This window comes from Rhodococcus sp. P4_F5 (assembly GCF_056401315.1).
In genome coordinates, this window is record NZ_JBFUJP010000017.1 from 1 (window position 1) to 13,502 (window position 13,502).

Consider the following 13,502-nt stretch of genomic DNA (forward strand, 5'->3'; position numbering starts at 1 on the left):
CCTCGGTACCGATGCTCGGCTGCCGCTGCGCTACGCCTCGGTACCGATGCTCGGCTGCCGCTGCGCTACGCCTCGGTGCAGATGCTCGGCTGCCGCTGCGCTACGCCTCGTCCAGCAGGTCGGACGTGACCACGGACTCCGTGTCCGGGATGCCGGTCTCGCGGGCCTTGCGGTCCGCCATCGACAGCAGCCGCCGGATCCGGCCCGCCACCGCGTCCTTCGTCATCGGCGGGTCGGCCAGCTGGCCGAGCTCCTCCAGTGACGCCTGCCGGTGCTCGACCCGCAGGCTGCCCGCGGCCGCGAGGTGGTCCGGCACGTCCTCACCGAGGATGTCCAGCGCCCGCTCCACCCGGGCGGCCGCGGCCACCGCGGCCCGCGCCGAGCGCCGCAGGTTCGCGTCGTCGAAGTTCGCCAGCCGGTTCGCGGTCGCCCGCACCTCCCGGCGCATCCGGCGCTCCTCCCAGGTCAACCGCGTGTCCTGGGCGCCCATCAGGGTCAGCAGCGCGCCGATGGCCTCGCCGTCCCGCACCACCACCCGGTCCGCGCCCCGCACCTCACGGGCCTTCGCCGCCACCCCGAGTCGACGAGCCGCGCCCACCAGGGCCAGCGCCGCCTCCGGCCCGGGGCAGCTCACCTCGAGCGACGAGGAGCGGCCCGGCTCCGTCAGGGAACCGTGTGCCAGGAAGGCCCCGCGCCATGCCGCCTCCGAGTCGGCGAGGCTGCCGCCGACCACCTGGGCCGGCAGTCCGCGCACCGGACGACCGCGCAGGTCCAGCAGCCCGGTCTGGCGCGCCAGCGCCTCGCCCTCCTTTGCCACCCGGACGATGTACCGGGAGGTCTTGCGGAGCCCGCCGGCGCCGAGCACGTGGACGTCTGCCCCGTAGCCGTACAGCTCGAAGATCTCCCGGCGCAGCCGCCGCGCGGTGTTGCCCAGGTCCACCTCCGCCTCGACGACGACCCGGCCGGCCACGATGTGCAGCCCGCCCGCGAATCGGAGCAGCGACGAGACCTCTGCCTTGCGGGCCGAGACCTGGGTCACAGCGAGCCTGCTCAGCTCGTCCTTGACCTCCGCTGTCATTGCCACGAAGTGGACTCCCTTCCGGGGGTTGAGTGAAGTGCGGAGCGCTCGCCGGCTCCGACCGCCAGCAGGCTGTCGAGCGCGGCGGCGAGCTTGCCCGCGTGATGGGTGGCGGTGCCGGGCTCGGCGACGTCCGCGTAGGTCACCGCGGCGCCGAGGCGCCGGGCGGCGCGGCACAGGTGCTCGCGTTCGCTGCCATCCGGCACCGAACTCGAGTCGACGATCACGTCGTCGACGGTGAGTTCCGGCGCATGCTGGGAGAGCACGTGCAGGTGACGCTCAGCGGAGAAGCCGGCGGTCTCGCCGGGCTCGGCCGCCAGGTTCAGGATCAACGCCTTGCGGGCGCGGGACTGGATCAACGCCTGCAACTGCTCCGGCACCAGGACGTGCGGGATCACGCTGGAGAACCAGGACCCGGGCCCGAGCAGCACCAGGTCGGACCGCTCGATGGCGTCCAGGGCGTCCGGGCACGCCGGCGGGTCGGACGGCAGCAGCCGGACCCGTCGGACCTTGCCCGGCGTGGTGGCCACCGCGACCTGGCCGCGGATGCACCGGCTCACCCGCGGGTCCGACTCGAGTCCACCGACATCGGCCTCGATCGCGAGCGGGATCGGCGACATCGGCAGTACCCGGCCCTGGATCCGCAGCACCCGCGACATCTCGTCCAGCGCGGACACGGTGTCCCCCAGCACCTCCGTGAGGCCCGCGAGGATCAGGTTGCCGACCGAGTGACCGGCCAGCGCGCCGGTGCCGCCGAACCGGTGCTGCAGCGTCTCCGTCCAGGTTCGCACGTCGGGTTCGTCGGCGGCGAGGGCCGCCAGCGCCATCCGAAGGTCGCCGGGCGGGATCACCCCGAGTTCCGACCGCAGCCGGCCGGAGGACCCGCCGTCGTCGGCGACGGTGACCACCGCGGTCACGTCGGTGCTGAGCCGGCGCGCGGCGCGCAGGGTGGCGAACAACCCGTGCCCGCCGCCGAGGGCGGTGACCACGGGGCCCGACACGATCGCCTCGCCCGTCATTCGCGCCCCAGGTCCCGGTGCACCACGGAGACGGTGACAGAACTGTCCCGCCCGAGCCGCGCCGCCAATGCCTCGGTCATTGCGACGCTCCGGTGCTTCCCACCGGTGCATCCCACCGCAATCGTCATGTACCGCTTGCCTTCCCGACGGTATCCGTTGGTTGTCAACTCCACCACGTGCCGATAGGTCTCGAGGTAGTCCTCGGCGCTGTCCTGGCCGAGGACGAAGTCCCGGACAGCGGCGTCTCGGCCGGTGTGCTCGCGAAGTTCGGGGACCCAGTGCGGGTTCGGCAGGAACCGGACGTCGCACACCAGGTCGGCATCCATCGGCAGGCCGTACTTGAAGCCGAAGGACTGCACCGTCACCGCGATGGTGTCGACGTCGCCGCCACCGAAGGCGGCCTCGATCTTCTGCCGCAACTCCTGGGCCAGCAGCTGCGAGGTGTCGATCACCAGGTCCGCGACCGCCTTCACCGGCTCGAGCTGGGACCGCTCGGCCGCGATGCCCTCCATCAGCGTGCCGTCGATGCTCTCGGCCTGCAGCGGGTGGCTGCGGCGAACCTGCCCGAATCGTCGCACCAGCACCGGATCCGCGGCGTCGAGGTACAGCACCCGGGTCCGTGTGGTCTTCGGCGCGACCTCGCCGATCACCGAGACCAGGTCACCGGTGAACAGCCGGCTGCGCACGTCGATCACGACGGCGAGCTTCCGGATCCTCGATGCCGGCTCGAGCCCCAGATCGACCATCCTGGAGAGCAATTCGGGCGGCAGGTTGTCCGCCACGTACCAGCCGAGGTCCTCGAACACCTTGGCCGCTGTGCTCCGGCCCGCGCCCGAGAGCCCGGTGACGAGCGCCACCTCGATGCCCGGGTCGACGTCGTCGGTCTGAATGTCCACTCGATGCCCCCCCTCACTCCCTCGACGTGTCGAGCGCCGCTCCCGACTGCGCACCCGGCCCATCATCCCCCACCGGGCCGCTGACGACCGATGCTTCGACCCTGGACAGTACTTCCGTGTCCGCCGCCCGACTCGTCCCGGTGTCCGGTTCGGGCTCCGCGCCGAGCGCCGCCAGCACGGCCCGGGCGGTGGTGACCCCGATGCCCGGCACCGCCGTGATCTCGTCCACGGTGGCCTGTTTCAGCTTTGCCACCGAACCGAAGTGGGTGACCAGTGCCGTGCGCCGGGTCTCGCCGAGCCCGCGAACCGAGTCCAGTGCCGACGCGGTCATCCGGCGGGAGCGCTTGCTCCGGTGGAACGTGATGGCGAACCGGTGCGCCTCGTCCCGGACCCGCTGCAGCAGGTACAGCGCCTCGCTGGTGCGCGGCAGGATCACCGGATCCTCCTCCCCCGGCACCCACACCTCCTCGAGTCGCTTGGCCAGCCCCACGACCGCGACGTCGGTGACGCCCAGCTCGTCCAGCACTGCTGCCGCCGCCGCGACCTGCGGCGCGCCGCCGTCGACCACGAACAGGTTCGGCGGGTAGGCGAACCGGCGGGGCCGGCCGGTCTGCGGGTCGAGCGCGGCCTCCGGCGCGGTGTCCCCGCCGTTGTCGGTCTCGTCCCCCGGCGCGGGCACCGGGCCCGACTCGGCCCGGCCGGTGTCGAGACCGTGCCGCAGGAACCGCCGCCGGGTGACCTCCGCGATGCTCGCGACGTCGTCCGAGTGCCCGTCCCCCGCGGCCTCCCGGATCGAGTAGTGCCGGTAGTCGGACTTGCGCGGCAGGCCGTCCTCGAACACCACCAGCGACGCCACCACGTCGGTGCCCTGGACGTGGCTGATGTCGATGCACTCGATGCGCAGCGGCGCCTGGTCCAGGTCGAGCGCGTCCTGGATGCCCTGCAACGCCGCCGACCGCGACGTGAGGTCGCCGGCCCGGCGCAGCTTGTGCTGGCCCAGGGCCTCCTTCGCGTTGCGCTCGACGGTCTCCGCGAGCGCCTTCTTGTCGCCGCGCTGCGGCACCCGCAACGCGACCGCGGACCCGCGCAGCCCGCTCAGCCACTCCTGCAGCTGCCCGGAGTTGCCGGGCAACACCGGCACCAGCACCTCCCGCGGGACCACCGTGGCCTTGTCCGCCTGCAGCTCCGGGGCGTCGGTGAGGGCGGCCTGCTCGCCGTAGAACTGGGTGAGGAACTGCTCGACGAGTTCCTCGGTGCCGCTGTCCCCCGTCCGTTCCACCACCCAGCCGCGCTGACCGCGGACCCGGCCGCCGCGCACGTGGAAGACCTGCACGGCCGCCTCGAGCTCGTCCGCCGCGAACGCCACCACGTCGGCGTCGGTGCCGTCGCCGAGCACCACCGCCTGCTTCTCCAGCGCCTTGCGCAGCGCGCCGAGGTTGTCGCGGAGCCGGGCGGCGGACTCGAAGTCCAGCTCGTCCGAGGCCTCCTGCATCCGGCGTTCGAGCTCCCGGACCAGCTTGTCGGTGCGGCCGGCCAGGAAGTCGCAGAAGTCCTCGACGATCTCGCGGTGCTCGACCGCGGAGACCCGCCCGACGCACGGCGCAGAGCACTTGTCGATGTAGCCGAGCAGGCACGGCCGGCCGATCTGGTTGTGCCGCTTGAACACCCCCGTCGAGCAGGTCCGCGCGGGGAAGACCCGCAGCAGCAGGTCCAGCGTCTCGCGGATCGCCCAGGCATGCGAGTAGGGGCCGAAGTAGCGCACGCCCTTGCGGCGCGGGCCGCGGTAGACGAACAGCCGCGGGAACTCCTCGTTCAGCGTGACCGCGAGCACCGGGTAGGTCTTGTCGTCCCGGTAGCGGACGTTGAAGCGGGGATCGAACTCCTTGATCCAGTTGTACTCGAGCTGCAGCGCCTCGACCTCGGTGGTCACCACCGTCCACTCGACGCTGGCGGCGGTGGTGACCATCTGCCGGGTGCGTGGGTGCAGCGACGCGACGTCCGCGAAGTACGAGTTCAGTCGGCTCCGCAGGCTCTTCGCCTTGCCGACGTAGACGACCCGGCCGTGCGGATCGCGGAATTTGTACACGCCGGGCGCCACCGGGATGGTTCCCGTGGCGGGGCGGTAGCTGGCGGGATCTGACACCCCACCAGGCTAGTCGTCCGCCCCGACAGGCCACGGCGTCACTCCCGGCGGACGCTGTCCACGCTCGTGGAAGACCCTGCCCAGGCCCCCGACGGAGCCTCTCTACGCTCCCGCAGAACCCTGATTCGTCTGCACCGGCGCGTATTTCGCCTCGAGGGTCCGGAACCGGCGGACCGCGTCGACCGCGTGCTCCCGGTCGTTCGCCTGGATCGCCAGCACCGGGATGTACTCGTCGTCGGGCAGGTCGATGCGGGCCCACGCGGCGCCGTCGGGGAACGAGAGCCCCTGTACCAGGTCCCACTCCACGAAACGTTCGGAGATCGCGTTGCGCACCCCGACGCCCTCCGCGTTGACCCGCAGCCGCGGCCGCGTCAGGATCAGCGTTCCACCGGCCAGGGCCACACCGATCCCGGCCATCGACAACTGGTCGACGAAGCGGAAGTACACGCCGGTCTGCGAGCCGCGCAGCAGCACCCCGAGCACCACGAACACCAGCACGAAGACCGCCGCGATCACGACCGCGAAACGGGCGGTCTTCCTGGACCGGACCTCCATCTCCCAGGCACTCATCGGAAGGAATCCTCCGTCCACGGCTGTCGCAGGTGCTTGAGCGTGACCGCGGTGTCGATCGCGGCCGCGCACGCCTGCCCGCCCTTGTCCTCGACCGATCCGGGCAGCCCCGAGCGGTCCCGGGCCTGCTGCTCGTTGTCGGTGGTGAGCACGCCGTTCCCGACCGGGGTGCTCTCGTCGAGGGAGACCCGGGTCAGCCCTGCGGTGACGGCGTCACACACGTACTCGAAGTGCGGGGTGCCGCCGCGGATGACGACGCCGAGCGCGACGACCGCGTCGTGCGTGCGGGCCAGGGCCTGCGCGACGACCGGCAGCTCGATGGCGCCTGCCACCCGGATCAACGTGACGTCCTCGATCTGCGCCTGCTTGGCCACCCGCTTGGCGCCCGCGATCAGCGCCTCGGAGATCTCGGTGTGCCACGACCCGGCCACGATGGCCAGCTTGAGGTCCTTGGCCGCGCCCAGCTGCAGGGACGGAAGTCCTTCACCGCTCACCGTGCTCCTCCGGTCTCGAAGTCGTCCAGTCCGACCAGGTCGTGGCCCATCCGGTCCCGCTTGGTGCGCAGGTAGGTCAGGTTCTCGGCGTTCGCGCGCAGCGGCATCGGCACCCGCTCGGTGATCTGCAGGCCGTAGCCGTCCAGGCCCACCCGCTTCGCCGGGTTGTTGGTCAGCAGCCGCATCGAGGTGATGCCGAGGTCGACGAGGATCTGCGCGCCGATGCCGTAGTCACGGGCGTCGGCGGGCAGGCCCAGCTCGAGGTTCGCGTCCACCGTGTCGGAGCCGGCGTCCTGCAGCTGGTAGGCCTGCAGCTTGTGCATCAGGCCGATGCCGCGGCCCTCGTGGCCGCGCATGTAGAGCACCACGCCGCGCCCCTCCTGGGCCACCATGTCGAGCGCGGCGTCCAGCTGCGGGCCGCAGTCGCAGCGCAGCGAGCCGAAGACGTCGCCGGTCAGGCACTCGGAGTGCACCCGCACCAGCACGTCGCTGCCGTCGCCGTCCGGGCCCGCCAGGTCGCCGCGGACCAGGGCGACGTGCTCGACCTCGTCGTAGATGCTCTGGTAGCCGACGGCCCGGAAGTCGCCGTGGGCGGTGGGGATCCGCGCCTCGGCGATCCGCACCACGTGCTTCTCGTGCTTGCGACGCCAGGAGATCAGGTCGGCGATCGAGATCATCGCCAGGTTGTGGTCGTCCGCGAACACCCGCAGCTCGTCGGTCTGGGCCATGTGGCCCTCGTCCTTCTGGCTGACGATCTCGCAGATCACGCCGGCCGGACGCAGGTCCGCCATCCGGGCCAGGTCGACGGCCGCCTCGGTGTGGCCGGGGCGGCGCAGCACGCCGCCCTCCTTGGCGCGCAGCGGCACCACGTGGCCGGGGCGGGTGAAGTCGTGGGCGCCGCTCGACGGGTCCGCCAGCAGCCGCATGGTCGCGGCGCGGTCGGACGCCGAGATGCCGGTGCCGATGCCTTCCTTGGCGTCGACCGTCACCGTGTAGGCGGTGCCGTGCTTGTCCTGGTTGCTCGAGACCATCGGCGGCAGGCCGAGCCGGTCGCAGTCGTCCCCGTCCAGCGGCACACAGAGATAGCCGGAGGTGTACCGCACCATGAACGCCACGAGCTCGGGCGTCGCCTTCTCCGCGGCGAAGATGAGGTCGCCCTCGTTTTCGCGATCCTCGTCGTCGACGACGACGACGGCCTTGCCTGCGGCGATATCGGCTACTGCGCGCTCGATACTGTCGAACCTGGTCACGTGCCTGCGCTCCATCAATGTCATGAATAGCCCTGTGTGCACCCGTCGATGCACCTCAACAGTACGACCACCGGGTGTGGCGGCCGTAATTCGACCTGCCTAGCGGCCGGCGGTCTGCAACCGCTCGACGTACTTGGCGATCACGTCCACCTCGAGGTTCACCGGGGTGCCGACCACCGCGGCGCCGAGCGTGGTCATCTCCAGGGTGGTGGGGATCAGCGAGATCTCGAAGTACTCGCCGTCTGCGTCCGCGCCGAGCGAGGAGACGGTCAGCGACACGCCGTCGACGGTGATCGAGCCCTTCTCCACCACGTACCGGGAGATCGAGGCGGGCAGCGAGATGCGCACCACCTCCCAGTTCTCGGAGGGCGCCCGGTTGACCACGGTGCCGGTGGCGTCGACGTGGCCCTGCACCAGGTGCCCGCCGAGCCGGCTGTTCAGCGCGGCCGCGCGCTCGAGGTTGACCTTGCTGCCGACGGACAGCGCGCCGAGGCTGGAGCGGTCCAGCGTCTCGGCCATCACGTCGGCGGTGAACGAGTCACCGTCCAGGATGTCGACCACGGTCAGGCAGACGCCGTTGACCGCGATCGAGTCGCCGTGGCCGGCGTCGGAGGTCACCAGCGCGCCGCGCACGGTGAAGCGCGCCGCGTCGGCCAGGTCCTCCTTCGCGACGACCTCACCCAGTTCTTCGACGATCCCGGTGAACACTTCAGTCCGCTCCTTGCGTGTGGTTCTTCTCTGATGACGACGGAAAACTCGGGGTCAGGCTGAGCAGCAGGTCGTCGCCGACGGTCTCGACCGACTCCCGGTGGAACCGCAGGGCCTGCCCGATGGTGCCGACCCCAGCATCCTCCACCGCGCTCGCGCCCGCACCGAGCAGTACCGGTGAGAGGAACGCGAGGACCCGGTCGACGAGCCCGGCGGCGAGGAACGCCCCGGCCAGGTGCGGTCCGCCCTCGAGCAAGACGTCGGGCCGGTCGGCCAGCGCGTCCAGCACCTCACGCGGGTCCCGGGTCCGCAGCACCAGGGTGGGCGCGGCGTCGTCGAGCACCTTCGCGCCGGCCGGGATCGGCCGCTGCCCGACGACCACCCGCAGCGGCTGGTGCGCGGCGAGGGTGCCGTCGGGGTTGCGGGCGGTCAGCCACGGGTCGTCGGCCAGGACCGTGCCGGTGCCGACGACGATGGCGTCGAGCTTGGCGCGCTGCGCGTGCACCCGGGCCCGCGCCTGCGGTCCGGTGATCCACTGGCTGGTGCCGTCGGCGGCGGCGCTGCGGCCGTCGAGACTGGCGGCAAACTTCCAGGTGACGTGGGCGCGGCCGGTGCGCTGGCGGTGCAGCCAGGCCCGCAACGGTCCGGATTGGACGTCGTCGTGGCCGAATCCGGCGATGACCTCGACGCCCGCCGCGCGCAGCGTGTCGGCTCCCCCGGCGGCCTGCGGGTTGGGGTCCGACACGGCGAACAGCACCCGGGTGACGCCCGCCGCGAGCAGCGCCGCCGAGCAGGGCCCGGTCCGGCCGTGGTGGTTGCACGGCTCGAGCGTCACCACCGCGGTGCCGCCGCGGGCCCGCTCCCCCGCGGCCCGCAGCGCCGCGACCTCGGCGTGCGGCCCGCCGGCGGGCGCGGTCGCGCCGACCCCGGCGACGACGCCGTCGGCGTCGAGGATCACCGCACCGACCGGCGGGTTGGGGCTGGTGGTGCCCCGCACCCGCTCGGACGCGTCGACGGCCAGGAGCAGTGCCGCCGCCTCCGCCGCGGTGGGCTCGTGGGGTGCCGGCACGCTACTGGACGAGCGTCAGGTGCGGCGACGCGGAGGCGGCCTGGGCGCGCAGTGCCCGCACCGCCGCGGCCGGGTCCGCCGCGCCGTACACCGCGGAACCGGCGACGAAGCAGTCGACACCGGCCTCGGCGGCGGCCTCGACGGTGTCGGTGTTGATGCCGCCGTCGATCTCCACCACCAGGGTCAGCTCGCCCGAGTCCACCAGGCGACGGACGGCGCGAGCCTTGCTCAGCACCTCCGGCATGAAGGACTGGCCGCCGAAGCCCGGCTCCACGCTCATCACGAGCAGCGTGTCGAACTCCTTGAGGATCTCCAGGTACGGCTCGATCGGGGTGCCCGGCTTGACGGACAGCCCGGCCTTGGCACCGGCCGCGCGGATGTCCCGGGCGACCGCGATCGGGTCGTCGGTGGCCTCGGCGTGGAAGGTGACGTTGTGGGCACCGGCCTCGGCGTAGGGCGGGGCCCAGCGGCCGGGGTTGTCGATCATCAGGTGGCAGTCCAGCGGGATGTCGGTGGCCTTGAGCAGCGACTGCACCACGGGCAGGCCCAGGGTGAGGTTCGGTACGAAGTGCGCATCCATCACGTCGACGTGCAGCCAGTCGGAACCCGCCACGGCGGCGGCCTCCTCGGCGAGCCGGGCGAAGTCGGCGGACAGGATGGACGGGGCAATCATCGGGTGGGCCACGGGCGCCAAGTTTAGTGGGTGCCGCCGCGCCGCTCGCCGAGGCTCGGGCGGAGCCGGGCCGGGGCCTTGATCAGCCACGCGTCGGTGAGCAGTTCGAGCAGTTGCCGACGGTCGACGCGGTCGAGGTCCACCAGGATCGCGCCGTAGCCGTCGTAGTGCGCGGTGGTGTAGAACGCCTGGTCGCCGGAGTCGAGCAGGGCCGCCTTCTCGTCGAGTCCGCACATCACCACCAGCCCGCCCTCGACCTCGCTGCGCAACCTCGCGAAGCCCTTGCCTGCGACCTTGAGCGCCGGGGTGCGATACCAGGTGCTCTCCTCGACCTCGGGCAGGTCCCGGGCGAGCTCGACGACGTCGTCCCACGTGTGCATGAACTCAGCATGCGCCCACCCGTCCCACGACGCGTGGTGAAGCGGGTGGCTGCGGATCCTCGATCTGTAGGCCTCGCGCGGTAGCGCGCGCGCCGACCACTCCGCGGCTACTCTCGAACGGTGACGCCCGAGCGCATCGTCCGCGTCCGACGCGAGGCGTGGGGATTCGCCGTCGGATCGATCTTCTTCGCCGTCGGGGCGGTACCGCCGTACGCCGAGGCGGTCGGCCCCGTGCTCACCAACCTCACGTTCTTCGTCGGCGCCATCTTCTTCACCCTTGCCGCCCTGATCCAGCTCGCCCTCAGCGGCCGGCGCCCGCCCCGACGGTCCACGAACCCGGCCGACCGGGCGGACTGGTGGGCCGCCGCCATCCAGTTCGGCGGCACGCTGTTCTTCAATGTGAGCACCACGGACGCCCTGATCACGGCAGTGAACGCCGAGGCCCGTCTGTCGGACGGCTGGCGTCCCGACGCCTTCGGCTCGATCTGCTTCCTGGTTTCCAGCGGACTCGCGGTGGTGGCCACGAGGGATCGCAACACGCTGTGGGACAAGCGCGCTCGCACGTGGCACGGCACGTGGCTCAACATGCTCGGCTCGGTCTTCTTCGGCTTCTCCGCGGTCGGCGCGTACGTGCTTCCCGCGACCGACGACCTCGTCAGCCTGTTCTGGGCGAACCTGGGCACCTTCCTCGGTGCCCTGTGCTTCCTCGCCGCGGCGGCACTGAGCCGGCGATCCGTCCCCACGGACGTAGCGCCGGCTCAGGCCTGAACGACCCGCAGCGATCCGGGTGCCAGTCGGGCCTGGCGGTCACTCAGGCTCACTGGTCACTCCGGCTTGCTGGTCACTCCGGCTTACGCAGCGCGGCCATGAACATGGCGTCGGTGCCGTGCCGGTGCGGCCACAGCTGCACCCCGAGACCGTCGCCGAGCGAGGGCACCCCGGGCACCAGCTCCCGGGTGTCGAGCGGGGTGACGCCGTAGCGCCGGACCGCGTCGGCGACCACGGCCACCGTCTCCGACAGGTGCGGCGAGCAGGTGGAGTACAGCACCACGCCGCCGGGCCGGACCAGTTCGATGGCCGAGGCCAGCAGCTCGCGCTGCAACGACACCAGACCCGCCACGTCCGAGGGCTGCCGGCGCCAGCGCGCCTCCGGGCGGCGGCGCAGCGCGCCCAGCCCGGTGCACGGCGCGTCGACGAGCACCCGGTCGTAGCCGGGGGTCAGTCCGGACTCGCGCCCGTCCGCGACGTGCACGTCGACCGGCAGGCCGCGGGTGGTCTTGCGCACCAGGTCGGCCCGGTGTTCGGCGGGCTCGACGGCGTCCACCCGGGCGCCGTCGATGTCCGCGAGCGCGCCGAGCAACGCGGCCTTGCCGCCGGGCCCGGCGCACAGGTCCAGCCAGCGTCCGCCGTCGGTGCCGGAGATCGGGGCCAGGGTCAGCGCGCGGGCCACCAGCTGGCTGCCCTCGTCCTGCACGCCGGCGAGGCCCTCGCGGACCGCCTCGAGCTGGCCGGGGTCACCGCCGTCGAGGTACACCGCGTACGGCGAGTAGGTGCCGACCTCGCCGCCGGTCGCCATCGCCAGCTCCTCGGCCGAGATCTCCCCGGGCCGCGCCACCAGGTGCACGACGGGCCGGGCGTCGTCGGCGGCCAGCACGGCCTCGAGCTCGGCGGCGTCGGGTCCGAGGGCGTCCGCGAAGGCCTGTGCGATCCAGGTCGGGTGCGCGTACCGGAACGCGAGGTGCCCGACCGGGTCGGCGGTGGCGGAGGGGGCCAGCCGGGCCACCCACTCGTCCTCGGACCGCTCCGCGACCCGGCGCAGCACGGCGTTGACGAATCCCGCTCGGCCGCCACCGAATTCGTCACGCGCCAGGTCCACCGAGGTGGCCACGGCCGCGTGTGGGGCGATGCGGGTGCGCAGCAGCTGGTAGGCGCCCAGGCGGAGCACGTCGAGGATCGGTCCGTCGATCTCGTCGACGGAGCGGCCGGCGCCCTCGGCGATGACGGCGTCGAGCAACCCGCGCGCACGGCACGCGCCGTAGGCGAGTTCGGTGGCGAGAGCGGCGTCGCGGGCGTCGAGCTTGCGCTCGCGGAGCAGGCCGGGCAGCACCAGGTTGGCGTAGGCGTCGCGCTCACGGACCGCGCGCAGCACGTCGCGCGCGGCAACCCGCGGCTGGTCGACGGCTGCCGCGGCCGGGTCCGGGCGGCGGGCCTGGCGCGGCCGGTTGTTCGGACCGCCCTGCTTGCCCTGACCGCGCTGTCCGCGGGCCGGTCGACGGGATTCGGTCACAGTGCACGCACCTCGGGGTCGAGGCGCGCTCCGCGCGCCCAATCGGCGGCCGCCATGGCCTTCTTACCTTGCGGCTGAACGTGACTGAGCCGGACCGGAGTGGTCGCGGTGCCCACGTAGCAGCCGTCTTTTCGGACGAGGAACTGTCCGGGTTCCAGCGCCTGGTCGAGGAGCGTCGCCTCGACCGGGGTGACCGGGCCGACCTTCAGCCGCAGGTCACCGACCTGGGTCCAGGCGCCCGGTGCGGGCGTGACCGCACGCACCAACCGGTCCACGGCGAGCGCCGGCTGGTCCCAGCGGATCCGCGCGGCCTCGACGGTGATCTTGGACGCGTGCGAGACGCCTTCTGCCGGTTGCGGAACCGGCGTCAACGCGCCGTCCTCGATTCCGTCGAGCACCGACTCGAGCAACTGGGCGCCGCTGTCGGCGAGGCGGCCGAGCAACACGCCGGCCGTGTCGTCCGGGCGGATGCGCTCGGTCATCACGCCGAACACCGGCCCGGTGTCGAGGCCCTCCTCGAGCAGGAACGCGCTCGCGCCGGTCATCTCGTCACCCGCGGCGATGGCCGCCTGCACCGGCGCGGCACCGCGCCACGCGGGCAGCAGCGAGAAGTGCAGGTTCACCCAGCCGTACTTGGGCACGTCCAGCACCGGGCGCGGCAGCAGCGCCCCGTAGGCGACGACGGGGCAGCAGTCCGGCGCCAGCTCGGTGAGCCGGGCCAGGAAGTCGGGATCCGACGCGCGCGCCGGGGTGAGCACCTCGATGCCGTGCTCGTCTGCCAGCTGACCGATCGGCGACCGGGTGACCTTGCGGCCGCGGCCGGCGACGGCGTCGGGGCGGGTGACCACCGCGACCACCTCGTGCCGCTCGGACGCGAGCAGCCGGGCGAGGGACGGCACCGCGGGATCGGGGGTGCCTGCGAAGACGATCCGCAT

The 13,502-nt window shown here is 72.6% G+C and carries 14 protein-coding genes; 1 reads left to right on the plus strand and 13 read right to left on the minus strand.

Annotated elements, in window-relative coordinates; translation table 11 throughout:
- Positions 1-100: 100 nt before the first annotated feature.
- The 11 genes from whiA to AC1DU4_RS09775 all read right to left on the minus strand — a co-directional run bounded on the left by whiA (position 101) and on the right by AC1DU4_RS09775 (position 10,280).
- Positions 101-1,084: a DNA-binding protein WhiA gene (gene whiA, locus AC1DU4_RS09725; protein ID WP_072847410.1), complete on the minus strand. Its 984-nt coding sequence runs from the start codon at positions 1,082-1,084 to the stop codon at positions 101-103.
- Entirely contained in the window at positions 1,075-2,097 is a 1,023-nt protein-coding gene (locus tag AC1DU4_RS09730; protein WP_477839320.1) for a gluconeogenesis factor YvcK family protein, read from the minus strand. Before AC1DU4_RS09730 ends, whiA begins: the two co-directional genes overlap by 10 nt.
- On the minus strand, positions 2,094-3,059 hold the full coding sequence (rapZ, locus tag AC1DU4_RS09735; protein WP_477839322.1) for an RNase adapter RapZ: 966 nt from the start codon (positions 3,057-3,059) through the stop codon (positions 2,094-2,096). Before rapZ ends, AC1DU4_RS09730 begins: the two co-directional genes overlap by 4 nt.
- Positions 3,007-5,136, minus strand: a complete 2,130-nt coding sequence (gene uvrC, locus AC1DU4_RS09740) for an excinuclease ABC subunit UvrC (protein WP_477839324.1) — start codon at positions 5,134-5,136, stop codon at positions 3,007-3,009. The genes rapZ and uvrC overlap by 53 nt, the downstream gene beginning before the upstream one ends.
- 102 nt (positions 5,137-5,238) lie before the next feature.
- Positions 5,239-5,706 (minus strand): PH domain-containing protein, encoded by a 468-nt coding sequence (locus tag AC1DU4_RS09745; protein WP_477839326.1) that lies wholly within the window; start codon positions 5,704-5,706, stop codon positions 5,239-5,241.
- Complete coding sequence (gene ribH, locus AC1DU4_RS09750) at positions 5,703-6,200, minus strand: 6,7-dimethyl-8-ribityllumazine synthase (protein ID WP_477839328.1); 498 nt, start codon at positions 6,198-6,200, stop codon at positions 5,703-5,705. Before ribH ends, AC1DU4_RS09745 begins: the two co-directional genes overlap by 4 nt.
- A complete protein-coding gene (locus AC1DU4_RS09755) occupies positions 6,197-7,450 on the minus strand; it encodes a bifunctional 3,4-dihydroxy-2-butanone-4-phosphate synthase/GTP cyclohydrolase II (protein WP_072847422.1) in 1,254 nt (417 codons plus the stop codon). Before AC1DU4_RS09755 ends, ribH begins: the two co-directional genes overlap by 4 nt.
- Before the next feature lie 99 nt (positions 7,451-7,549).
- Positions 7,550-8,158, minus strand: a complete 609-nt coding sequence (locus AC1DU4_RS09760; RefSeq protein WP_072847404.1) for a riboflavin synthase — start codon at positions 8,156-8,158, stop codon at positions 7,550-7,552.
- A gap of 1 nt (position 8,159) precedes the next feature.
- Entirely contained in the window at positions 8,160-9,227 is a 1,068-nt protein-coding gene (ribD, locus tag AC1DU4_RS09765; RefSeq protein WP_477839330.1) for a bifunctional diaminohydroxyphosphoribosylaminopyrimidine deaminase/5-amino-6-(5-phosphoribosylamino)uracil reductase RibD, read from the minus strand.
- 1 nt (position 9,228) lies between these two features.
- Positions 9,229-9,912 carry a ribulose-phosphate 3-epimerase gene (gene rpe, locus AC1DU4_RS09770; protein WP_072846931.1) on the minus strand — a complete coding sequence of 228 codons (684 nt, stop codon included), beginning with the start codon at positions 9,910-9,912 and terminating at the stop codon, positions 9,229-9,231.
- Between the two features lie 11 nt (positions 9,913-9,923).
- Positions 9,924-10,280 (minus strand): MmcQ/YjbR family DNA-binding protein, encoded by a 357-nt coding sequence (locus AC1DU4_RS09775; protein WP_477839333.1) that lies wholly within the window; start codon positions 10,278-10,280, stop codon positions 9,924-9,926.
- 120 nt (positions 10,281-10,400) lie between these two features.
- Between AC1DU4_RS09775 and AC1DU4_RS09780 the strand changes: the two genes are divergently transcribed.
- Complete coding sequence (locus tag AC1DU4_RS09780) at positions 10,401-11,048, plus strand: hypothetical protein (RefSeq protein ID WP_477839335.1); 648 nt, start codon at positions 10,401-10,403, stop codon at positions 11,046-11,048.
- Between the two features lie 73 nt (positions 11,049-11,121).
- Here AC1DU4_RS09780 and AC1DU4_RS09785 read toward each other — a convergent pair whose 3' ends face one another.
- Complete coding sequence (locus AC1DU4_RS09785; protein ID WP_477839337.1) at positions 11,122-12,567, minus strand: RsmB/NOP family class I SAM-dependent RNA methyltransferase; 1,446 nt, start codon at positions 12,565-12,567, stop codon at positions 11,122-11,124.
- A complete protein-coding gene (fmt, locus tag AC1DU4_RS09790) occupies positions 12,564-13,502 on the minus strand; it encodes a methionyl-tRNA formyltransferase (protein ID WP_477839339.1) in 939 nt (312 codons plus the stop codon). The genes AC1DU4_RS09785 and fmt overlap by 4 nt, the downstream gene beginning before the upstream one ends.